The organism is Pragia fontium DSM 5563 = ATCC 49100 (genome assembly GCF_900112475.1).
Lineage (GTDB): Bacteria > Pseudomonadota > Gammaproteobacteria > Enterobacterales > Enterobacteriaceae > Pragia > Pragia fontium.
On the sequence record NZ_FOLW01000006.1, the window covers coordinates 176334 to 200635 of the forward strand.

The following is a 24302-nucleotide window of genomic DNA, read 5'->3' on the forward strand; positions in this document are numbered from 1 at the left end:
TGAACAAGAGATGGGTAAAAACACCACCATTATTTGGTTGATATTAATCACCTGTTTTGTCCTGATTGTTTGGGCTAACTTTGCCGAATTAGATGAAGTGACCAACGGTCAGGGAACCGTTGTTACCTGGAACCGCTCGCAGGTTATTCAGACCCGCGATGGCGGTGTGATCCGTGAATTGATGGTGCGTGAAGGCGATATCGTTACTGCTGGTCAACAACTGGCGATCCTGGATGCCACACGCTTTCAGGCGGGTTATAACGAAATTGGAGCTAAAGTAAAAGCCTTAGCGGTCAGCATAGCTCGCTTAACCGCTGAAATTAAAGATGAAAAAGGTAGACCCGATTTTGTCTTACTGTTACGTGAATATAACAGCGGCATTGAAGATAAAAACCTCAGTGATAAAGAACTGATGGATGAGAATAAAGTGCTTATCGATCATGAAATGTCCCTGCTGCTTTCTCGCCGCAGAAGTCTGGATGAAAATGTCTCGGGTTTACAGCGTAGCCTTAAGCTCACGCAAAACGAATTAAACCTTATCCGACCACTGGTTACCAAAGGTGCAGTAAGCCAAGTGGAAGAGCTACGTTTAAGACGTGAAGAAAACGAACTGAAAAATAAGGTCACGGAAGCACGAAATCACTATTTTGAACAAGCCAAAGAAGAATTGGTGAAAAAGAAAAATGAACTGGACTCTATCTATTTCCAACTGCTGCAACGAAAAGATCAGCTTGCTAGTACCATTATTGTCTCTCCGGTAAAAGGAATTGTAAAAGACGTTCAGGTAACGACCGTTGGTGGCGTACTTGAGCCTGGCGGTAAATTGATGGAAGTCGTTCCTTCAGAAGATCAGCTATTAATCGAAGTAAAAATCAATCCACGCGATATCGCTTTTATCCATCCGAACCAAAAAGCTATCGTGAAGGTTAGTGCTTATGAATCATCTATCTACGGCACCATGGATGCCACAGTAGAGCGTATCTCTCCAGATACCATTCAGGATCAGGTACGCCGTGAACAATATTACTACAAAGTTTTCGTACGAACAGAGCGTTCAGCGCTTGAAACACCAGACGGAAAGCTCCACGAAATTGTTCCAGGGATGTTGGCCACGGTAGATATTAAAACAGGGAAAAAGACGGTCTTCGATTACTTAATCAAGCCGCTAAATAAAGCCAAAGAAGCACTGAGGGAAAGATAAGTGACTAATTACAATAAAATAATGCTCACAATTGCGTTAACGTATTGCACAATGACAACCACGGAGCTAAGTGCTGAAACCATCAAGGAAACATTACAGATGGCCATTAACCGCTCTCCGACCATTAAATATCATACCGGGAGAATTGCTTCAGCGGAAAGTTCTATTGGTGAGGCCAGAAGCGGCTGGTTACCCAATGTTTCACTCAACGCAGGTAATGAACTAACCAAAACCAATAAAGATAATAATAACAATGACGACGGTAATACCTACTCACTAAAAGTTGAACAAAATATTTTCGACTTTGGTCGTACCGGCGATCGCGTTGATTACGCTGAGCATAACCGGACGTCAGAAGTTTACACCGCCTTCGATGAGGCGGAAGTGCTTTCGTCTAAGGTAGCCGAAATATATTTAAACATCCTTAAATACCAAGATCTTATTGATATAAACAAGAAAAATAGTATTGAACACCGAAATATCTTAACGCTGGCGGAAGCCAGAGCCAGCGGTGGTGTGGATAGTCGTGGAGACGTAGAACAAGTAGAAGTCCGCATAAAAGGTCTTGATGCTGAGTTATCCAACTACGAAGCTCAACTGAAAGCCGCTCAAGAAGACTATTTAATTCTTGTTGGCAAGCGCCCTTCTGGTCTAAGCGTGCCTGATGTAAAACAGCTGAAAAATAAGCTTAGCGGTCGAATGAAACAGCGAATCGCTAATTCTCCACGCGTAAAAGCAATAAAAGCCAACAAAGAAGCCGCAGCTTCTGAGTATGCTTACACCAGTAAAAGTTGGATGCCGGCATTAAGCGTGTCACTATCACAGGGAAAAACGACAACTTATGGTGAGAATGACACCTTAGTGATGCTAAATATTAACAGTAACGTTTTTGACGGTGGTGGTGCGATTTATCGTAGCCGCGGGGCTGCACAACGGGTAGAAAGTGCCCGCTGGAACATTGAGAAATCAATTGAAGACCTATCGACCAAAGTTTCACAAATGTATCAGGATGCACTCAGCCAGGAAAATCAGGCGAATATCTATGCTCAACGTATTATTCACTCTCAGGAAGTAAAAGAACTGTATCACGAGCAATACAAGGTAAATCGCCGTTCGGTCTTAGACGTACTCAACTCAGAGCAAGAATTTTTTCAAACCATGAGTAATAAAGTAAATGCTGAATTTAACTTTAGAATTCTTTTAATTCGGGTATTCTCTGAGCTCGGTGAAATAAATAATGCATTCAATATCAAGGTCAATTTTGATAAACAAAATGATGGAAATTTTGTCACTGACATGCTTGGATTTAATAATAGCCAAACCGAAAAACCTATAAACATCACTGAAAATCAGGCGCAGGTACAACACCCTGAAAATCAAAGAAAAATTGAATTAATTGAAACGTTAAGTGCTAAGGCGCCACTGGTTCAGGAAAAAAATATCGAAAAAAGAACCATTCTAGGCACCTCGATCATAGATAAAAGTGCAGTAAGCACCCCATCGAATGACGCGAGTTTAAAATACGAAACTAAAAACATTATTCATGAAAATAAGATCAACGACCTTGATAATCAACAACCGGTTAAAGAAATAGAGGATCCATTGCTCCTGATTGGAGTTAGAAGCAAATGATATTGATTTTAATGATATTAAATACATTTCATTAAATATCAATATGAATGATGATCGTGCGATGGCCGCTAAACAGTCTGTTCTAACTAAAGCGCCACAGGCAGGATTTTGGAAATCAGACACTTTCGACTTCGTTGTCAGGGAGAGCACTTTAATTATAACGGAGTCGATTGTGTTTACTGTCGTTTAGGACTGAACTTAAAGCTTTGGATTAAAAGTTACCGCCTAAACGAGAAAGCTGTCCCCTGTTAGTCGCTAAGGTGGCGAATATCCTGTGGACATTGAATTTTATAGATGATGCGTTGTATTACAGAAAACGCTTTCGTACACTGAATTTTCTGATAAGGACACTCGAGAATGTATAACGATTAAGATTAATACGTCATTACTGACAGAGCGGATTTATTGAGCGTTTTAATGGTTTTTTTTCATCGTAAGTTTTTAAATGTGTACTTGTTTAATTTATTAAGTCAGAACCGTGAAATGGTCTGATTTTGGCAACATGACTATAACGATGAAAAAGCACCCAAAAGCATAGAAATATGCCAAAGAAAACACCTGAAAAACTCTAATGACTTACTGTTCCAATAATTGGGGAGTGGATAATGAAAAATTATCTAATTGATAGCTTTTATGTTTGTTAATTAAATGAGATTAGGAAATATAAGTCATTAAAATGCTTCAGCATACTATTTTAGCAATAGCGCAGTCTCAATTAGCTATATATAAATCACTCAATCATCATTTTTTATGATGGATTTATCATGGTTATGAGATTTCATTGCATTCAACATAAGAATCATGAATGCGGTATTAAACAAACGATAGGCACTTAAAATGGACAAAGGCAAAATAAAGACGTTGATCGTCGATAATAATCAATTCGTATGTTTCGCTATCAGTGAAATATTAAAAAACACTGATTTTCTAGATATCGTAGGCGCCATTCACTCAACATCTGGTGTAGTGGATATGATAAAAAATCAGGATATACAGCTTGTCCTTATCAATATTGACTTAATCAATAAAGATAAACTGGTCAAAGAAATTCATGGTGAAAATGCATCGACTAAAATTATCGGGCTGACATCAGAAAATTCTAATTCTAATATCATCAACTCTCTGGATGTATCCATCGATGGTATCATTGATAAAACACATGATATTGAATCACTTACGCTAGTATCAAAGCTGGTTATGAATGGTTTCCAATGCATTCCTAAAAATAAGCTTTGTAACGATAAAGTCAGCAAAACCGCAACATTGACAAACCGTGAACGCGAAATTTTGCAATTCATCACTCAAGGTCTGTCTAACAAAGATATTGCTGAAAAATTAAATATCAGTAGCAAGACAGTTAGCGTTCATCGCTATAACATTATGTTTAAACTAGAAATCAAGAACTCTCTTGATCTGTTTAAGCTAGGTCATTTTTCGGTTTAACACACCTTCAGGGGAATACGTCCACATTCCCCTGAAAGCTTCAATGGATTGTTTGAATAACTCATCTTTGGGCGAAAATAGATTATCAACCATGTTTATTAATATGTTGCCAATAATATTCCCATCCTTTTCATATAATATGAAAATCAAGGTATTCCATCAACCGTTCAGCACAACGCAATTTAATATATCTTTAATGTAATATAGTGACGATTATTATATTAAAAAAGTATAATCGTATTGTCAGCATTTAACTCCACTATATTGCCAATCTTCTGATAACCTATGAAAAATTTAATTACGGCATACTGATAATGAACAATGTTGAATAAAATACCAATAGCACAAAACCGGTTACGAACAGTAAGACTTTCATTGTAAGTACCTCACCGCTTGAAAAACATCATATAGCAGGTATCACATTAAAAATATTCATTTAAAACGTGATAAATCATATTAAATAGCTTAGCTATCATCCGGTATTTTACCACTGAGTTGTGATGGAAATGTTAAGTTATAATGTTAAATTACAATGTAAATAAACAATAATCAGCATTTAACTTCAAAATAAAAACAATAATCGAAACTTAATAGGTATAAAACCTAAAGTGATTGCCTTTAAACATTAAACAACATTTTCACCTATTAGTGCGATTGATAATACCTTTCAATCGCACAATTTAATGCCATGAAGATAATAAATAGCAGGCTTAATAATAAAAAATGCAGCAAATATGCAGCGTTCTCTCCTGACAAACTGACACTACTACGCTTTAAAATAAATGATATTTAAAGCATATCTACATCAACGGATACGCTCAGTAGCGATAACGTATTCCCCTTTGTTTATGGTAGGCTATAGCCATCATTTTGACTGACTATCTTTACGCAATTTAAGCGGCGGTCTCTCCCCGTCTATCTCAAATCACCGCTTTTCAGGATATCCCCTATGATTTCTGTTTTTGGCCACCTTAATCCAGATAGTGATTCTATCTGTTGTAGCATCGTTGTGAGTGATTGGTTAAACGCAACAGGCAGAGCGGCAACAGCCTACCGACTGGGTGAACTTAACCCTGAAACGAATTTTTTACTTGCCGAAGCCCAATGCATTGCACCCGATTTACTGGAAAAAAATGTGGCCGAAGAAGACGTCTGGCTGGTTGACTTTAGTGACCTGGAACAAGGCCCAACTGGATTAAGTAAAAGCAACGTTATTGGCCTTATCGACCACCATCGCTTAGGTTCATTAATCACCGCTGAACCATTGGATGCTTGGATAAGAAAAGTGGGATGCTGTGCAACGTTAGTCTATGACATTGTGTCACAGACCGATGGATACCAATTAACCCCAGCTCACTCGTTGTTGCTATTAGGGGCTATTCTGAGTGATACCCTTGGTTTCCAATCACCCACGACAACAGCTCAAGACCGGTTAGCCGCCCAAAAATTAGCAGAGCTATCCCATGTCGATCTGCATGAATTCACCTTGCGCTTACTCAATGCTAAAACTGATATTAGCGGGCTCAGTATTCCTCGACTACTGCAAAAGGACGAGAAAAATTACGTCATTAACGACAAAAAGCTGATTCTGGCGCAAATTGAAATCAGTAGTTTTGCCGCTATTGAAGATAAAATTTCGGCGATCGCAGAAGAAATGGAAAAACGCGCTAAACATGAAGGCTTAGACTTCTACGTTCTGATGGTGACCTCGTTATCCACGTCGCAGAGCCAGATTTACTTTTCTGCTGACAATCCTATCAGTCAGACGCCTGTAACGTTCGATAACATGTTAAGCAGGAAAAAACAGTTGGTTCCCTGGCTAAATGAGGTATTAAACACATAAGCTACGTTGTCATTGCAGTTCTGATATCAGCCCCACCACTTTACTAGAATTTAGACTACACTATTTCCGATAACCTTCACTGACGGAGTAACAATGAAGAAACTGACCTTAAAAGATTTAACTGAAAGCCAGCTACAGCGAATCCACATGCAGCATGCACAAGCTAAACGCGAACTAGGTAGGGATCTGACCAACGGTGAGAAAGGTAAGATTAAAGATGAGATTATTGCTTTAATCATGAAGGAACAGGAAAAAGAAGATAAAAAAGCTCGCGCCGAAAAGAAAAAGCAGAAATATAAACCAAGTGATGAAACATTCGACTGGAGTAAGAAAAATCACTCCCGTGGTGTTCGCTGAGTATTCCCGCATAGAACAGGGGCTGATTCAGCCCCTACCAATAAGAAATAAAAATTCTACTGTTTTCATTTTGCTACTTTAAGGGTCTGGATATATTCGGCCAAATGTTTAATCTCATCATCACTAAGACGCATCTTCACCTTATTGCCTGCACCTTTAATTTTTCCATCTCGCCTTACGGTTAAGGCCTCAATAACTTGTGCCTCATCGAGAGTGGATAATGCTCTGGCTTTATTCAATGCGGTCTTTTCACCGTTTCTGCCGTGACAGGAAGCACAGCTCTGAGAGTAAAATCCCGCTGTCGTTTGAGCGCTAAGCGAAACACTATATAACAATCCACTTAGCAGCAAACTAACCCTTAGGGTTCTCATCAAATCGGTCACCGGCTTACCCTTTTGATTTATCAAAAATAGCTTTAAGCTGCGGTTCATTCATCATGCCGACATACTGAGCCAGTAACTTTCCTTCAGGGTCAATCAAGAATGATGTTGGCGTACCGATAACCTGATAGCGTTCCTGCGTAATCGCCATCTGATCGCGAACATTTGGGAAAGTGACTTGTCTATCTTGCAGCAGTGTCTGAATATTAGCCTCTTCCCGGTCGGTATTTATCCCGACAACGACGATGTTATCACGGTGAGACTGGCTCAACTTTTCTAGCGTTGGCATCTCGACCAGACAGCCACCACAGTTAGATGCCCAAAAATTAAGGTAGACATACTTCCCTTTCCACTGGGTTAATGACACTTGATTTCCCTGCAAATCATAAGCCGCTAATGTCGGAGCCGGTGCTCCCACGCTGGCTTTTTCTTCTTTACAGGCGCTAAGCAACAGCGTCGCGGCCAGCAGGAGAACTGTGCTTAATTTTCTGCCATCAATTAACATGTTCTACCTCATGATGATTAATTTCTTCACTCAAATATTTCCCATGTTGCAAACGTACAATTCGATCGGCAAACTTTCCCAATTCAGGATTATGCGTCACCATAACAATGGTTCGTCCCTGCTTATGCAAGTCTTCCAACAACCCCAGAACCAACTGTTCATTTTGTTCATCTAAATTACCCGTTGGCTCATCGGCAAAAATCACCGGGGGTTCATTAACCAACGCTCGGGCAATACAAACCCTCTGCTGTTCACCGCCGGAAAGCTGGCTAGGTAAGTGATCAACACGATGCGCTAGCCCAACTTGCTCAAGTACCTTACGTGCCGCCGCTTCATCCACCACACTATGATAATGCTGAGCCAGCATCACGTTTTCCAACGCCGTCAGGAACGGTATCAGGTGAAACTGTTGAAACACCAGACCAATCTTGTCGGCGCGGAAAGCCCGACGCCCTTCCTCATCTAATACGGCGGCATCCGTTCCATCAAGAATGACCTGTCCTTCACTGGCGGTATCCAGACAGGTCAAGATATTCATTAAGGTAGTTTTACCCGAACCTGATGCCCCCATGATGGCAATAAATTCACCGCGCTTTATCTGCAAGTTAATATCATCCAGTGCGATGACCTGATCGAAGCGCTTGTATAAATGACGAGTTTCAATCACCCAAGGTGATGGTTGCTCTTGCTCTGTCTGTTGCTGCATCACCTTTTATTCTCCTTTCAGAACTTTAGCGGGTTCAATCTTCACCGCCCGATAGGTTGGCAGAACGGCTGCAATCAGCGCCACCAACAATGATAAAACCAACGTCAACGGTATGACTTGTATACGCAAACCAATCGATGCAGAGAAAACCGTGTGTCCTAAAATCTGCGCCAGTATGTAACCCGCAATAATGCCAACCACCGTCGCAAACAGGGAGATAATCAGGGTTTCCGCTATGATTTGGCGCACGATATCGCTGCCCTTAGCTCCCAACGCTTTTTGTAGGGCAAACTCGCGCGAACGTTCGCTAACAATAGCCATCAGAGTGGTATTAACGCATAAGGTTGAAAGTACCAAAATCACCAAAGAAACCAGCCCCATCAACCCTTTAATCTTGTCTAATACCTGACCTTCTGACGCCGATACTTTACGTATTGGGCGAATCTCTAAGTCCGGATAAATTTTCTGTAATTGTTGAGCAAAGCGATCGACTTGCCCGTTCTCATTATTAACGCTGAATAATGCATGACTAATAACGTCCGATTGATTTAACCAACTCTGCGCTAACGGTAGGTTGACAATCAATAAGTTATCTGTGGCATCCCCAGCCTCAACAATGCCTTTAATCTGTAGGGATTTTTTCTGGTCACCATTAACCAGAACCACTGAATCCCCCACTTTTAACTCCAGACGGTTTGCCAGCTTATAGCCCATCATGGCATTACGGTCGTCGAAACTGACACCAATCCAGTTGCCGGTTACTTGCCAATAAGGAACAATTTGTTTCAGCGATTCAAACCAAACGCCCATCACCACAACTTTTTCCAACTCGGTACGAGCCATGCCATACAAATAGGGGCTGCCAGCATTAATCACCCCCTTGGGCGCATCATCAATAATTTGCTGATAGTCAGCCAACGGTATGGTATTTCCATGGCCAGGACCAATATAAAAGTTAGCGCCAAAAGTGCGTAATTCCTGACTCATTTTGGCGTTGATATCAAAATAAACCGCTGACATCGCGGTAACGATTGCCGCCCCAACCGCCAGTGCGGCAAAAACCACGACCACTCGCTGCATCCGTAAACGTAATGCGCGGAACACCAAACGCCAAAACATACTAAAGGTGGGATTAGCGGCCATATAGCACCTCTACCGGATACAGATAGGCAATGCGTCGCGCCGGGAACCAAGTGCCGATCAACGCAATCAATACTGAGAGCACCAATACACAAGGCACAACAATCCAGGCAAAACTTAGCGGTGCGCCAAAGAGCATAAAACCAATACCCTTGGCTAAGCCCCAACCAGCCAGACAACCGAGTAAACCGCCAATAATGCCGCTAATTGCCGCTTCCAGATAAAACAACAGCATGATTTGCCACTGTCTTGCGCCAAGGGCTTTCATCAGACCAATCTCTTTACTACGCTCCATGATATTGCTGGTCATCAGTGAGGCTATCCCCATCGCAGAGGCTAGCAACGCAGCCAATGTCACTACCGCCAGCAATAATTGAATTTTCTCAATCACAATACCTTCGGATGCTGCAACCTGCCAGATAGGTCGAACGCCGGAGCCAGAGATGGCTTCTTCTAATTGGTGCGCGATGGAAGACACATACGCCGTGCAATACCACAGGTCATATTCTTCCGCATCGAGAGATTCCAGATCGGCTCTGGCCTTACGCGATAGTTCATTTTCAGGTACGGTTAGCGCGGATACCCGAATAGCCTGTACTTTTGCCGGTAAACCAAGCAGCGTTTGTACCTGTACCAGCGGCATAACCAACTGCTGTTCTTCATCACCACCGCTGGCTAAAATACCGCTAATCGTGACGTCCAAACTGGCTTTTGCCCCTTTCAAATGAATGGTATCGCCAATTTTCCAGCCGGTTTGCTGTGCCAGTTGTTGACCTAACAAGGCTTGATGATATTTGCCAGTTTCATCCGGCCACTCTCCCGTCACCTGCCAATAGGTACTGATGATTTTCTGACCGGTGTGATAATTTTCTTCATCAGGCACGTTTACTTTTTGCTCAAAAAAAGTGCCTAACACTGGAATAACGCGTCCCTTAACGTTGACTTCACCGCTGAGCAACGGTGCAAAGCCCATAATATTATTACGCCAAAAGATATCCTTGATATTCGGGAGCTCCGCTTCATCAAGAAAATCTTGCCCGGCCAATGGGTTATTTTTCTCACCAAACAGTGATGGAAGCGTAGCTTGCCCGGCGGGTTCTATCAGGATATTCGCGCCGTAGGACTTCATCTCCCGCGCCATTTTATCGCCGATATCAATGGATACCGCCAACAGCGCAGAGACCAATCCAGCCGCCAGAAAAATGGTGATCACTGCCAACGATTTCTTGCGGATATTGCGTGCCCAAGACTGCCGTAACATGATCCATAACATGATTACTGCGCCTCCTTCACATACTTTTCAGGATTGTCCCGGAAAGCTTCATAATTAGCCGCATTAGCGAAGAAATAGGTTTTGCCGGCAAAATTATAGCGATGTTCAGCTTTGGTATTGGTGACCTTACTGCCATCAACCGGATCGCTTACCTGCAGTTCAACAATAGTACTGAAATAATTAAGCCCGGTTTCCAGTGACTTTTTACCGATCGTCAACTCCGTTTCGGTCATATTCCATTCATCAATAGGAACCGGATTACAACCGCCGGGCTTACCAATTGACGGAATAAAGATTCGCACATCGCAGGCCACGCAGATAACCTGATTACCTTCCATTACATAGCCCTGATCGCCACATAACAGACACGCATCAAATACCACGCCTAAACGCAATTTGTCCGGATAGCGGTTAATCACAAAGAAACGTACGGCTTTACCGTCATCAGCAATCCAGACAAAACGATGCAGTTTGCCATCCTTCACCTGCTCCAGAGGAATATGTACCAAACCATCAGCAGCCAGAGTGACAGGTAAGGCTTCTGACAAGCGCGGCGGTTGAGAGGCGACTTTGTCCCAGTAAAACTGAGCTAGACCGATAAATACTGCGAGTACGATGATGACAAGTAGCGTTCTACGTGCATTGCGATAATAAGCAATGGCTTTACGATGTTCTGTCGGACGCGATTCTACTCTGGCTGCGCTACGGGGCAGCACCACGCTAAACAGATAAACCAGCGCCACCAACAGCAATAAGGTCGCGCCGATATAATTAATCAGGCTGTTGGCATTAGTGACTTTTGCTACATAGCTGAGTAATGACTTGGTCAGCTCAACCACCTGCAGCTTCATCAGTACCAGCATCAATTCTCCCGATAGCGGTGCCAGTAATACCAATGAAAGAATAATCAGCAGCGGCCAGCGTAAATAACGCAGCTGACGCACACAAATTGCCATTAATGCAGCGGAAAAAGCAACGAGCATCAAGCCAATGACCACGGCAGTCACGTTTAATAGCAGTTCGGTATTAATCACGCTGGTTGCAGTAATAGCGCTCATATTTGGGGTTTGTCCCCAGCGTAAGGCGGCCACAAAAATTAGCAGTAGCTGCCAAAAATAGCCTATACGTAAAGAGGAAGTTGCCTGACTAAACAGGAATAACACGACAAAAACGATTTGCAGGATGGTGATCAACAATGTCCATTGCTGAGAATGAGGTAGATTCATCCCTGCTACAGCGCCGACGAAAAAACCTAACAAGCTTAATAGCACGACCGGGCGGACTTCCGGTGTTTTTCGCCCCACCCAATTCAATCCCAACAGCAGAGAAATCGGTAAAAATGATTGCAGAACCGAAACCAGAAAATAACTCATCATTAATGTGTACCCCGCTTTTCAATTAGCCAAATAAGCATCATTAAAGCGGCAATGTTTTTACTTGCTGCTATTCGTTACGGTGTCACAATAAACGAACAACCCCGGTAGGAATATGGACAAAACAGTCATCGGACGAGCATTTTGATGTATTCGTCCGATGTTATTCATCGTTATCAGTTCAGACCGACATATTTAAAATCAAAACTCACATCAAACGCTTTCCACCAACGGCCAACACCAGTTTCGCTATCGGTATGGCGATGTAAACCAGCCTTTGATGGGGGCTCAATGTGATAAACCACTTTATAGTTACCCACACCCATCATTTTAATATTGGCACCGTAGTGTGGTCCGTCACCGGCTACCATCGGCATAAAGGTTCCCTCTTGCTTCTCACCGGTATCGGTGTTGGTCAGGGTGTAGGAAATCGTCAGGTATGGCATCCACTCTCCGGCACCGAAACCATTTTTATTCCCTTCAACCGCATGGATATCTGCTTCCAGATGAATATCCGCTTTAGCGGCAGGTAGCCCCATTCCTCGCGGTTCCATATCAATTGGCTGTAGATAAACAGCCGCGATTTCCAACTCATTCATTTTTACCGGTTCACCGGCAGGATATTCTTTGAATGCAAACGCTGCTGGCGCTGTTATCATTCCGGCGATAAAAGCACCCGTTACAAACATTTTATTCATTGCCATCTTTTCGATCCTATTTAATGTTGATTAGCCAAATAATCACCGCTACCGGCGAGCCTAACTCTAAACACTGCTTTCGCTTCCTGTTATGCGTTGGCTGTTTCGTACAGCCGAACTTTTTTTCATTACCCATAGTGCAATCAGCGCAGCAATAACCAACGCCATTTGCGGTATTAACGTTTCGACATAAGGATAAATACCCAACCAAGCTATCTCAGGCACTTCAGACAATAGCGTTGGCTCAAATAATTTCCCTTCTATTAATTCCAGGACACCTTTGCCAGCGAAAACGAATGCCATTAGGTACATAAAACAGCCGGTAAACATAAAGAACGGTTTCAATGGCAGTTTGACGACGCTTAATCGCATCACCAGATAAGCAATGAGTAAAATCACACAACCAATTAAGAAACCAGCCAGAATAGAGAGATGGCCGCTAATCGAAGAGGAGTCCCCCATTAGGGCAAAATAGAACAGTACGGTTTCAGCCCCTTCACGGTAAACCGCCAAAAAGCTGGTTAACCATAAGCCAACAACCGAACCGGTACTGAGAGAATGAGAAAGTTTACCTTCCAAATAGGCTTTCCAGTGCTGAGCTTCCACTTTCGACAACAGCCAATAGCTCATGGAGAACAGCATCACTACTGCGATCAGCATAGTAATACCTTCCAGCAGTTCACGGCTGGCTCCAGAATTAGAGAACAATGATTGGAAGATAACGGCGGTCACTGCACTGGCGGCCAGTGCGACATAAATCGACTGACGAATCAGCGGTAGTTTATCCTGATGATTATTTTTCACCAGATAAGCCACGATTGCCGCCACAATTAATAATGCTTCCAGCCCTTCGCGAACAATAATCAACAGACTATATAACAGCAGGCTCCAACTGGTTTGCTCACCGCTGCCAAGCATTTCAACGGCGGTATTCAAATCCTGCTGTAGAGCTTGAGCTTGAGCCTGAATAGACTCTATTGGTTGCTGCGCTTTTATCTGGCTAACCATCCGAGTGAAGTAACCTTCAATTTTGGTTTTAAATGCCGAATCGCGGGAACCTATTTTATTTTCCATACCGCTGGCTTCAAACAGGTCAAAATAGGCATTCTGAATTGCCATCATTGCCTCTTTGATCTGACCTGAACGATATTGTTCAAGCGAAGCATTCACTGCAGTATCAATATCTTTTACCACTTTTTGCCAGTCAGTATCTGGGGTGGTGTCATCGTTATATTCCAGTACCGATACCACCTGTTGATCTTCACGGGTTGTCGGCAGACCTGGCAATAGCTCTTCCAAATCCTGTAATAGTGTGGTGATACGGTAGCTAACTTCGTTGATCTGGTCTGGCTCACCGCTAATAGCAATCAGTTGAGAAAATTGCTGATTGATATTTCCCGCCTGTTGGGATGAGCGATTTTGACGAACCGACATTTCCATTTCGGAATTCTTATATCCGTCATATTGAGCCTGTTGGACACGTCGGCGAGCTTCAGCATAGTCGTGCTTTTGGTATAGCGTAATGGCTTCCGCCAGCGAATCATCAATCACCTTAAAGCTCTGCTGCCAATAAGGTGCGATCTGATCGTTATCATAGGTAGCGTGCTGCTGCTCCGCCGTCAGTTGATGACCATCAACCAGCACCGGCAATACGCCATTCAATTCACTTTTCAGCCAGTTAATTTTCTCAACGACTTCAGCCGGGGGCTTACTATCACCAATCATTTTACGAATTTCACCAAAAGCGGCTTCCATCTGATAGCTTTTTTGCGCAGAGATATTGATGCGTATCGGCCCTTCCAAATTTTCAAATACTTCAAAATAGGCCATCTGCACTTCTGTTCGAGCCTCAGCGATCTGCTGTTGCTGATAGAGTTGAGCGGTTTTATCTAAACGTTGTTGGATATCATTGGTCAGTTGTTGATAGTCCGTCGCCGCGGTTGCTACCGCGTTAATCAGAAGACACCCAATGCATAATGCGAGAAGTCGTTTAATGATATACATGGTTTTGATAACCATTATCTGATTGATAGTGATTCTCATTATAGGAGATTTAAGGCAACAATTAACCTGATCTTTATCAAATTATTAAAAATGGAAGAATCGATCTCTTAATCGCGGGAAAGACCGAATGAAAATGTTACATCGCCGGATTATCCAGTGATTTTCATCGGTATATTAAATCTCGTTGATGCAAAAACGGAACATATCAGACAGGATGGTTGATCCGGGCCACGGTAAGCATCGACCCGGAATAGAGTGACTAGTAACGATAATAACCTGAGTAACCATAATAATAAGGTATCGGCATAACGCTTTGTTTACCGGTTCGTTCCAGAATAACGCAACGTTCAAAGTCGATATTGTCAGCCCTCAGTTTATATTCATCCAATAATAGCGCGACTGCAGAGACATTACCGATTTGCACATCAGAACCTAACCGAGAGCAAAGCTCATCATTACTGAGGGCTTTAACTGACTCTGACGTCAAATTCCAGCTAGCACAGCCGTTAAGGCTCAACACCGCTATCGCTAAAAGGATTAGTCGTTTCATTTTTCCTCTCCCGTAAGTGGATTCATTTAATCCTGAGTCAGGCATAAAATAAATCGCTTGAAATATCGTCTGTCCCTGATCTTAGCTTAGCAGAATAAATGACGTCGCCAAGATCAGAATAAATCGTCCATCCCCATCTTCCTATTTGTAAAATTATTACCGATTAGCGTAAAATTCAAGGCGCATCCATAATGTCCTTTGAGTGGATTTAGCATCGCTTCAATACCTGTCATATCTACTAGTTTTACCCCATTTTGTGATAATTCATCATTTTTACACAGGTAAATGAACAGGTTGTTAAATAAAAGATAAAATTTAATCAAAATAATCGTCGCATTTGGTATCTAGTACTAAATATGACCATCTTTTAGCGCAAACATCTTTATATTCTATTTTTTTAACGATTACTTTAGCTTTTCGCTCAAAAAATAAACCGCAGGATATTATTGCCTCATTACCAACATCTTAAGAAAAGGATAAAGTCATTATAAAACAATGGATTAATATTTTTTCCATACACTTTAACGACGGCAATAGAGACTTGAGTACAGACCTTACCTATTGCGGCAAAAACTGTTAAAATTGACTCATATCAAATAAATTAGGCTTATATTTATGATTCCGGAAAAGCGAACAATTCGGCGTATACAATCAGGCGGATGTGCAATTCATTGTCAGGATTGCTGCATCAGCCCGCTATGCATCCCTTTTACGCTGAATGAGCATGAACTGAATCAGCTTGATAATATTATTGAGCGTAAAAAGCCCATTCAAAAAGGTCAGGCTCTGTTTAAAGCCGGCGACGACCTGAAATCTCTCTATGCAATCCGTTCTGGCACCATCAAAAGCTATACCATCACTGAGCAAGGCGATGAACAGATTACCGGTTTCCATCTGGCTGGAGATTTAGTCGGTTTTGATGCAATAGGCACGCATATGCATCCAAGTTTCGCTCAAGCTTTAGAAACGTCCATGGTGTGCGAAATTCCTTATGAAGTACTGGATGACTTATCCGGTAAAATGCCTAGCCTGCGTCAGCAAATTATGCGCCTGATGAGCGGTGAAATTAAAGGCGATCAGGATATGATCCTGTTATTGTCGAAGAAAAATGCTGAAGAACGCTTGGCGGCCTTCATCTATAACTTATCCCGCCGTTTTGCTCAACGCGGTTTCTCACCGAGAGAGTTCCGTCTGACTATGACGCGAGGTGATATTGGTAATTACCTGGGTTTAACCGTCGAAACCATCAGCCGTCTGCTGGGCCGCTTTCAAAAAAGTGAAATCCTCAGCGTTAAAGGCAAGTATATTACCATTCAAGACAACGACACATTGGCTACACTGGCTGGTCAAAATCAAAGCGAATAATCACTTTCGGATCAATATTTTAACAAAATCTTGATCCGAGTCCCTTTCCTTTCCTGTTCTGTTGCTGATATATAGTTTACTCTTTAGGTATGTTTCGTTAACTACTGTCGGGAGTGCTATATGGCTCACTATCAAAATATCATTGTTGCTCTTGAACCCGAGAAAGAAGATCAAGCAGCACTGCGCCGCGCCGTTTATCTTGTTCGTCGCAACGGCGGAAAAATTAAAGCATTCCTACCTATTTTTGACTTTTCTTATGAAGTCACCAGCCTGCTGTCACAAGATGAGCGCATGGCGATGCGTCAGAGTGCTATCGATCAACGCGTGGCGTGGATACGCCACCTAAGCCATCATTACCTTGAATCAGGCGTTAATATCGAAATTAAAGTGATATGGCATAAGCGTTATCATGAAGCTGTGATTGAAGAGGTCGCATCTTTTAACCATGACTTATTGTTGAAAGCGGCTCATCAGCAAGATCGTTTGGAAGCAGTTATTTTTACCCCCATAGACTGGCATTTACTAAGAAAATGTCCATGCCCGGTTTGGATGGTTAAGGATCAACCTTGGCCTGAACACGGCAAAGCGTTGGTTTCCGTTAATCTGTCCAGCGATGAAGACTTTCATGATGAGCTAAATAAAAAGCTGGTTAAAGAATCTCTTGAGCTGGCGGCGTTTACCGACAGTACTGAAGTTCATTTGGTCAGTGCCTATCCTTCAACCTCGATTAACATTGCCATAGAACTGCCGGAATTTGATCCTACGGTTTACAATAATGCTATCCGCGGCCAGTTTCTTATCGCAATGAAATCTCTAAGACAGCAATTTAGTATTCCTGAAGAATTAACCCACGTTGAGAAAGGAATGCCGGAAGACGTTATTCCAGCCGTTGCCGAAGAGATTGAAACGGGTATTGTCGTTCTCGGCACCGTAGGACGTACCGGGCTTTCAGCTGCCTTTATTGGTAATACCGCGGAACGGGTGATCGGTCATATAAAATGCGATCTGTTAGTCATTAAGCCAGATGATACCTCAGAAGACGACGATCATGATGACGAAGACTAACGGTTAATATTGGTTATCCTGAATGAAAAGGGCCGCACAATAATGTGCGGCCCTTTCGTTTACTTAGTGTTTGCTTTACTTACAGCGCACGCAGGATCTTATCTACGCTCTCTTTCGCATCACCAAACAACATCTGGGTATTCTCTTTAAAGAATAGCGGGTTCTGTACACCAGCATAACCGGTATTCATTGAACGTTTAAAGACAATCACGTTCTGCGCTTTCCAGACTTCAAGAACAGGCATGCCTGCAATTGGGCTGCGTGGATCTTCCAACGCCGCCGGGTTCACCGTATCGTTAGCGCCGATAACCAGTACCGTATCGGTATCGGTGAAATCGTCGTTGATCTCATCCATTTCGAGTACGATATCGTAAGGTACCTTGGCTTCAGCCAGTAATACGTTCATATGACCAGGCAAACGACCCGCAACCGGGTGAATACCAAAACGTACCTTAATGCCCTTCTCACGCAGTTTAGCGGTAATATCTGCCACAGGATACTGAGCCTGGGCAACGGCCATACCATACCCTGGAGTGATAACCACTGAAGTGGAGTTCTTCAGTAGTTCAGCCACTTCCTCTGCCGTTGTTTCACGATACTCACCCACTTCTTCATCTTCACCGGTTGAAGAACCATCGGTACCAAAACCGCCGGCAATAACGCTGATAAATGAGCGGTTCATCGCTTTACACATGATATAGGACAGAATCGCACCAGAAGAACCGACCAGCGCACCGGTCACGATCAACAGGTCATTGCTGAGCATAAAGCCCGCAGCCGCTGCTGCCCAACCTGAATAGGAGTTCAGCATAGAAACCACTACCGGCATATCTGCACCACCGATAGAGGCCACCAGATGCCAGCCAAAAGCCAAAGCAATGATGGTCATAATCAGTAAAGCAAACACGTGCACGCCAACGCTATCGCTGCTAACAAACATAATCATTAACAGGAAGGAAACGACGATTGCCGCCAGATTCAGCTTATGACGCTGTGGCAACATCAGTGGCTTAGACGAAATAATGCCGCGTAGTTTACCAAACGCCACGATTGAACCGGTAAAGGTCACCGCACCGATAAAGATACCGAGGAAGACTTCAACGTTGTGAATATTCAGCACAACCTGTAGTTCTTCAACCGGCACACCTTCCACGTGTGGGCCAACAATATAGCTATTGAAACCAACCAATACTGCGGCCAGACCAACGAAGCTGTGTAAGACTGCCACCAGTTCCGGCATTTCAGTCATCTCGACTTTTCTGGCCAGATAAATACCGATAGCGCCACCGATAATCATTGCCATAATAATCCAGCCAACGTTGCTGGAATATGGCCCGAAAATTGTTGCAATCAGAGCGATTGCCATTCCCAGCACGCCGAAGGTGTTACCCTGTTTTGACGTTTCATGCTTGGATAAACCAGCAAGGCTGAAAATAAATAGAACAGCGGCAACAATATATGCGGCTGTCACTAATCCTCCAGACATAGTAACTCCTTAATTCTTCCGGAACATTTTCAGCATGCGCTGGGTGACGGTGAATCCACCGAAGATATTAATACTGGCAATCAGTACGGCGATAAATGAGAAGAATGTAACCCATCCACCATGACCAATTTGCAGTAATGCCCCAACAACGATAATGCCTGAAATGGCGTTTGTTACCGACATCAGCGGTGTATGCAACGCATGACTCACGTTCCAGACCACGTAATACCCCACCACACAAGACAGTGCGAATACGGTAAAGTGAGAGAGGAATGACGCCGGCGCAACGCTGGCTAACCAACCGAACAGAATAATAAACAACGCCAACAGCGCATATTTCTTAACCGGAGAAGTCGGTGCTTCAGCAGCTTTCGCTGCCATCACGTCGGCTACTTTCGGTTTCTGCGGTTGAGCGGAAACTTTGATTGGAGGCGCAGGCCAGGTGATTTCACCCGTCTTCACCACGGTGACGCCACGGATAACATCATCTTCGAAGTTGATATCCAGCTCACCATTTTTCTCTTTGCACAGCAGTTTTAATAGGTTTAGCAGGTTGGTGCCATACAATTGAGAAGATTGCGTCGGTAAACGGCTTGGCAGGTCAGTATAGCCAATAATCTTCACGCCGTTTGGTGTCTCAACAATTTTATCGGCTACGGTCAGGTCGCAGTTACCCCCGTTCTGCGCCGCTAGGTCAACAATCACGCTACCCGGCTTCATTGACTCAACCATTTCGGCAAGAATAAGCTTAGGTGCCGGTTTTCCTGGAATCAACGCCGTTGTCACGATGATATCGACATCTTTTGCCTGAGCAGCAAACAGTTCCATTTCCGCCTTAATAAAGGCTTCTGACATCACTTTTGCATATCCGTCGCCGCTACCTGCTTCTTCCTCAAAGTCTAACTCAAGGAATTCAGCACCCATACTCTGAACCTGTTCTTTCACTTCAGGACGGGTATCAAACGCACGGACAATCGCACCCAAGCTGCCTGCGGCACCGATGGCGGCTAAACCGGCCACGCCTGCACCAATCACCATCACTTTCGCCGGCGGTACTTTACCTGCCGCAGTAATTTGACCGGTGAAGAAACGACCGAACTCATGGGCAGCTTCAACAATTGCACGATAACCGGCAATGTTAGCCATTGAGCTCAATGCGTCCATTGACTGTGCTCGTGATATACGTGGAACTGAATCCATCGCCATCACGGTCACGTTTTTGTCTGCCAGCTTTTGCATCAGTTCAGGATTCTGAGCAGGCCAAATAAAACTGATCAGCGTTGTACCTTCACGCAGTAATTCAATTTCACTCTCTTCTGGCGCATTAACTTTAAGAATAATGTCTGACTGCCAAACATCATCCTTTGAGACAATCGTTGCGGCGGCAGCTTCATAAGCTGAGTCCTCAAAGCTGGCAAGCTTGCCGGCTCCTTGTTCTATGGCAACAGTGAAACCCAACTTGATTAACTGCTCTACCGTTTTCGGCGTTGCAGCAACTCGGGCTTCATTGGCCAACCGCTCTCTTGGTACACCAATATGCATATTATTCCCTTTCATCTGTCGTGGATGATAAGTGTATTGTTAACCTGATTTATTATTACTTCTTCGAGCCGAGAACACTGGATAAAAATAACTGTGAACGAACAGTTACCTTTGGTTAATTCAGCTGCCCTATAACCTACTGAAAATGTAACCGGTGATCCACCGTTCTCTGCTTTTATCACAAATTTTTTTATCCGCTCGTTATAATGTGGTGCTATCACGTCCCTAGTTATAACTTGAAAAGCTAAAAAATGCTAAAGCATCCCCTGTAAATCCATGACATAATCACCTAACCTTATCGGTACTGATTTATGCATACGTTAACAAATGTTAATAATTAAGGCGTAAAGGATCCTTTATGAAGCTGAAGACAACGCTAATCACCACAGCCCTGCTCTCCGCAATGAGTTTTTCAATATTTGCCGCTCAAGAATTGACGCCTGAAAAGGCCGATGAACTCGTGCCTTTCGATAGAATTACCTTTTCTGGTCGTTATGACAGTATTTATGATGCTAACCGAGCAGCATCAAAGCGAGCGGATAAACAAGGTGCAGCGGCGTTTTTTGTCCGCGACATCAGCGAGCAAAGTGGCAATGGTGGTAATTCACGCGTTATCGCGGATCTTTACCATGCTGATGCCAAAGCGGCCTCGACAGAAACCCAGTACCGTGTTTTCAACGGAGTTCGTGAATTACCAAGAACTGAAGCCAGTCAATTAGAACCCTTTGATACGGTATCTATCCGCGGTTTCTATCCGGTTCAGAATGATGTTAATAATGCGGTAGCTGAACAGGCTAAAGCGAAAGGTGCCGATGCCTTCTTCATCGTAAGACAGATTGACGCAAACCGTGGAGCAAACCAGTTCATCACGGCCTATATCTACAAAAAAGATGCACCAAAGCGTAAAGTTCAAGCTCAGGACAACCCGATCCCTGCTGACTCTGAAGCCGGTAAAGAGGCTCTGGCTGCCGGTGGCGCTGCCGCCGCTGAAGTTGAAATTCCAAACGTTGCCTCTTCCACCTCTATCAGCGCTGACGTTGGCCGTTTCTTTGAAACCCAAACCAGCAGTGAAGGTTCTCGCTATACCGTCACATTAAAAGACGGTACCAAAATTGAAGAACTGAACAACGCGACGGCAATGAAAATGACGCCGTTTGATTCAATTACCTTTACCGACAACTTTAGCAACTCTACCGATATGTCTGAGCAAATTGCCAAACGTACCGCAGCTAAAGGCGGCAAGTATTACCACATTACCCGTCAATGGGAGAAGAACGGTGGGAATATTACGGTAACGGCAGATATCTTTAAGTAATTTCTGACAAGCATATCGACTATCTTGATTCCAGATTTACTCTTATCATCCTAGCTTTACTCTCGTTATCCCCGCTTTCGCGGGGATCTCTCCCTTAAGCCAAGAGTGGTCATTAGATTAAAGCCCCAGTCCCGATTTTCACCGGAATGACGAAAAAGAGCACGGATTAGGCCATATCCACTCTCCTGATGCCGAAAGTGTTTTTATAACACAATTATCCATTGCAACCCCGCCGGGGGCTCCGTAGAATCAGCAACAATTTTTTACCGGCCTCTACCGGTGCAATCTATTTCCCTTTAACTACCCGTAGCAGGAATTTTACGTTGGAAAAAAAACTCGGCCTCACCACGCTGACTGCGTTGGTATTAAGCTCTATGTTAGGGGCTGGTATCTTCAGTCTCCCGCAAAATATGGCTGAAGTAGCAAGTCCCGCGGCACTGCTTATTGGCTGGGGAATTACCGGTACTGGTATTCTGTTTCTGGCTTTTGCCCTACTGATTCTTACGCGTATTCGCCCTGATTTGGACGGTGGTATATTCACTTATGCCAAAGAAGGGTTTGGTGAGCTAATGGGCTTCTGCTCTGCCTGGGGATACTGGGTTTGTGCGGTTGTTGCCAACTTATCCTATCTGGTGATTGTCTTCGCTGCCTTAAGCTTTTTTACTGACACACCAGACCGCATCATTTTTGGTGAAGGTAATACCTGGCAGGCAATACTCGGTGCATCAGCCCTGCTGTGGATTGTTCATGGTCTGATACTGCGTGGTGTACAAACCGCCGCTCTGATTAATCTAATCGCGACGCTAGCCAAACTGATCCCTCTGGCACTGTTTATTATTCTGGCGATAACGCTGTTTAATCTTGATACCTTTAAAATCGATTTTACCGGGATTAATCTGGGTAAGCCTGTCTGGGAACAGGTAAAAAGTACCATGCTGATTACCTTATGGGTATTTATCGGTATTGAGGGCGCAGTGGTCGTTTCCGGTCGAGCAAAACGTAAGGCCGATGTAGGAAGAGCCACAGTGCTAGCCGTTCTTATGGCGCTTAGCGTATACCTGCTGGTTACGCTGCTGTCGTTAGGTGTAGTGCCACGCGCTGAACTAGCTGAAATGCGTAATCCCTCTATGTCCGGCATCATGGTACTAATGATGGGGCCATTGGGAGAAATCATCATTGCTGCCGGTCTGATTATCTCGGTCTGCGCAGCCTATTTGAGTTGGACAATCATGGCCGCTGAAGTGCCTTTTTTGGCGGCACAACACGGCGCTTTCCCACATGCTTTTATTTACCAGAACCATAAAGGCGCACCATCATCTTCGTTATGGTTTACCAATGGCACTATACAGCTTAGCCTGCTGTTAATCTGGCTAACAGGTAGTAACTACAGCACCTTACTGATCATCGCCTCTGAGATGATTCTTATCCCCTATTTTCTGGTGGGGGCATTTCTGCTTAAAGAAGCGATTCGACGTAAAAATATTAAATTGGGCTTAGTCGCTGCGGGAGCGAGTCTTTATGGGCTGTGGTTGATTTATGCTTCCGGACTAGAAAACCTGTTTATGTCGATTGTCTTATATGTGCCGGGAATACTGGTATTCTTTTATGCCCGCCGAGTTGCCACACATAAGAAAAAGCCGCTGAATACCACCGAGCGCACCATTATCATTATGCTCTTTATTCTGTTGGCACCTGCGCTGTGGATGACCTTAAAGTAAAGCGTTCTCTGACGGTCCTTAGCGGCCGTCAAATAACGATAATCCCCAAAGGTTCTAATAACTGACTCTGTTGCTCCTGCGTTATCTTTACCCCGGTTAAATCGACGCGGCGCACATCCAATTGGCTTAAGTCACAGCCAGTTAAATCGCAACAGGTAAAATCGGCCGACTGCCAATCAATATGATGAAATTCGCCGCCGGAGAGATCGGAGCCGCTAAATTTTGCGGCCAACAGGTTGGCCTCAGACCAACGGTTTTCCCTTAAGTCACACTGTTCCAAAATCACATCTTCAAAACTGGCATAACAGAAATTATTACGCAGCAATGTGGCGGTACAGAAATAGCTATTCTGACCAATCATATTTCTGAAGCTGGCACCGCGAAAATCAGTACCTTGTGCTTTACAGTCGCTGATTTCCAGCCCTATTGCATCAGTATGTCGGAAATCCGACATGCTCAAATCGCAATGGCTAAACAGTGTGTCTTTCAGCGTGGCTCGATAAAAAGAGCAACCGGCATCATGTTGTTCATCATAGAATTTACAGTGTAAAAAGCGCAATTCGCTGAGATCGGCGCGATCAAAACCACAGCGATAAAAATGACAGTGTTCAATGGTGTCATCAGGAAAATCATCGCGAGAAAAATGTTGGTCGTAAAATTCCCGATGTTTCATAAATAGCTTACCTTTAGTAAAAATCCCGTTTTA

The 24302-nt window shown here is 43.7% G+C and carries 21 protein-coding genes; 9 read left to right on the forward strand and 12 right to left on the reverse strand.

The features are described 5' to 3' along the window. Positions 1 to 10 precede the first annotated feature (10 nt). The 5 genes from BMZ28_RS10710 to BMZ28_RS10735 all read left to right on the forward strand — a co-directional run bounded on the left by BMZ28_RS10710 (position 11) and on the right by BMZ28_RS10735 (position 6476). A complete protein-coding gene (locus BMZ28_RS10710) occupies positions 11 to 1201 on the forward strand; it encodes an HlyD family type I secretion periplasmic adaptor subunit (RefSeq protein WP_373994789.1) in 1191 nt (396 codons plus the stop codon). Beyond that, positions 1202 to 2833, forward strand: coding sequence for a TolC family outer membrane protein (locus tag BMZ28_RS10715; RefSeq protein WP_082118956.1), 1632 nt, complete (start codon positions 1202 to 1204; stop codon positions 2831 to 2833). 837 nt (positions 2834 to 3670) lie between these two features. Further along, entirely contained in the window at positions 3671 to 4276 is a 606-nt protein-coding gene (locus BMZ28_RS10725; protein ID WP_053007575.1) for a response regulator transcription factor, read from the forward strand. Positions 4277 to 5225: 949 nt separating this feature from the next. After that, positions 5226 to 6119 (forward strand): manganese-dependent inorganic pyrophosphatase, encoded by an 894-nt coding sequence (locus BMZ28_RS10730; RefSeq protein ID WP_074823070.1) that lies wholly within the window; start codon positions 5226 to 5228, stop codon positions 6117 to 6119. A gap of 93 nt (positions 6120 to 6212) precedes the next feature. After that, entirely contained in the window at positions 6213 to 6476 is a 264-nt protein-coding gene (locus BMZ28_RS10735) for a YjbD family protein (protein ID WP_047780889.1), read from the forward strand. 65 nt (positions 6477 to 6541) lie between these two features. Here the strand turns inward: BMZ28_RS10735 and BMZ28_RS10740 are convergent, their stop codons facing one another. The 9 genes from BMZ28_RS10740 to BMZ28_RS10780 form a co-directional block, all read right to left on the reverse strand. Further along, positions 6542 to 6847, reverse strand: coding sequence for a c-type cytochrome (locus BMZ28_RS10740; protein WP_047780888.1), 306 nt, complete (start codon positions 6845 to 6847; stop codon positions 6542 to 6544). A gap of 16 nt (positions 6848 to 6863) precedes the next feature. Further along, entirely contained in the window at positions 6864 to 7361 is a 498-nt protein-coding gene (locus BMZ28_RS10745; RefSeq protein ID WP_047780887.1) for a TlpA family protein disulfide reductase, read from the reverse strand. Further along, positions 7351 to 8067: an ABC transporter ATP-binding protein gene (locus BMZ28_RS10750; protein WP_047780886.1), complete on the reverse strand. Its 717-nt coding sequence runs from the start codon at positions 8065 to 8067 to the stop codon at positions 7351 to 7353. Before BMZ28_RS10750 ends, BMZ28_RS10745 begins: the two co-directional genes overlap by 11 nt. A 6-nt stretch (positions 8068 to 8073) precedes the next feature. Beyond that, positions 8074 to 9186 (reverse strand): ABC transporter permease, encoded by a 1113-nt coding sequence (locus BMZ28_RS10755; protein ID WP_169052213.1) that lies wholly within the window; start codon positions 9184 to 9186, stop codon positions 8074 to 8076. Between the two features lie 13 nt (positions 9187 to 9199). Beyond that, positions 9200 to 10480 carry an ABC transporter permease gene (locus BMZ28_RS10760; RefSeq protein WP_074823077.1) on the reverse strand — a complete coding sequence of 427 codons (1281 nt, stop codon included), beginning with the start codon at positions 10478 to 10480 and terminating at the stop codon, positions 9200 to 9202. A 2-nt stretch (positions 10481 to 10482) separates the two neighbouring features. Then, the gene (locus tag BMZ28_RS10765) at positions 10483 to 11853 is read right to left on the reverse strand and encodes a Fe-S-containing protein (protein ID WP_074823151.1); all 1371 of its coding nucleotides are present in this window, start codon (positions 11851 to 11853) and stop codon (positions 10483 to 10485) included. Positions 11854 to 12029: 176 nt separating this feature from the next. Further along, a complete protein-coding gene (locus BMZ28_RS10770; protein ID WP_047780883.1) occupies positions 12030 to 12557 on the reverse strand; it encodes an iron transporter in 528 nt (175 codons plus the stop codon). A gap of 60 nt (positions 12558 to 12617) precedes the next feature. Beyond that, positions 12618 to 14555, reverse strand: coding sequence for an FTR1 family iron permease (locus BMZ28_RS10775; RefSeq protein ID WP_074823155.1), 1938 nt, complete (start codon positions 14553 to 14555; stop codon positions 12618 to 12620). A 259-nt stretch (positions 14556 to 14814) separates the two neighbouring features. Beyond that, positions 14815 to 15105: a putative periplasmic lipoprotein gene (locus BMZ28_RS10780; protein ID WP_074823079.1), complete on the reverse strand. Its 291-nt coding sequence runs from the start codon at positions 15103 to 15105 to the stop codon at positions 14815 to 14817. Positions 15106 to 15720: 615 nt separating this feature from the next. Here BMZ28_RS10780 and fnr point away from each other — a divergent pair. Both fnr and uspE read left to right on the forward strand, forming a co-directional pair. Continuing rightward, on the forward strand, positions 15721 to 16470 hold the full coding sequence (gene fnr / locus BMZ28_RS10785; protein ID WP_047780881.1) for a fumarate/nitrate reduction transcriptional regulator Fnr: 750 nt from the start codon (positions 15721 to 15723) through the stop codon (positions 16468 to 16470). 120 nt (positions 16471 to 16590) lie between these two features. After that, positions 16591 to 17535, forward strand: coding sequence for a universal stress protein UspE (gene uspE, locus BMZ28_RS10790; RefSeq protein WP_074823082.1), 945 nt, complete (start codon positions 16591 to 16593; stop codon positions 17533 to 17535). Positions 17536 to 17614: 79 nt separating this feature from the next. On the opposite strand, the gene pntB is transcribed toward uspE, so the two are convergent. Together pntB and pntA are read right to left on the reverse strand one after the other, a co-directional pair. Beyond that, positions 17615 to 19021, reverse strand: coding sequence for a Re/Si-specific NAD(P)(+) transhydrogenase subunit beta (gene pntB, locus BMZ28_RS10795; protein ID WP_074823085.1), 1407 nt, complete (start codon positions 19019 to 19021; stop codon positions 17615 to 17617). A gap of 9 nt (positions 19022 to 19030) precedes the next feature. Next, the gene (gene pntA / locus BMZ28_RS10800) at positions 19031 to 20563 is read right to left on the reverse strand and encodes a Re/Si-specific NAD(P)(+) transhydrogenase subunit alpha (RefSeq protein ID WP_047780878.1); all 1533 of its coding nucleotides are present in this window, start codon (positions 20561 to 20563) and stop codon (positions 19031 to 19033) included. 358 nt (positions 20564 to 20921) lie between these two features. On the opposite strand from pntA, the gene ydgH reads away from it, so the two are divergent. Continuing rightward, on the forward strand, positions 20922 to 21878 hold the full coding sequence (gene ydgH, locus BMZ28_RS10805; protein ID WP_074823088.1) for a DUF1471 family protein YdgH: 957 nt from the start codon (positions 20922 to 20924) through the stop codon (positions 21876 to 21878). A 323-nt stretch (positions 21879 to 22201) separates the two neighbouring features. Next, positions 22202 to 23596, forward strand: coding sequence for an amino acid permease (locus BMZ28_RS10810; RefSeq protein ID WP_047780876.1), 1395 nt, complete (start codon positions 22202 to 22204; stop codon positions 23594 to 23596). Positions 23597 to 23624: 28 nt separating this feature from the next. On the opposite strand, the gene BMZ28_RS10815 is transcribed toward BMZ28_RS10810, so the two are convergent. Next, positions 23625 to 24269 carry a Qnr family pentapeptide repeat protein gene (locus tag BMZ28_RS10815; protein ID WP_074823092.1) on the reverse strand — a complete coding sequence of 215 codons (645 nt, stop codon included), beginning with the start codon at positions 24267 to 24269 and terminating at the stop codon, positions 23625 to 23627. Positions 24270 to 24302: the final 33 nt, after the last annotated feature.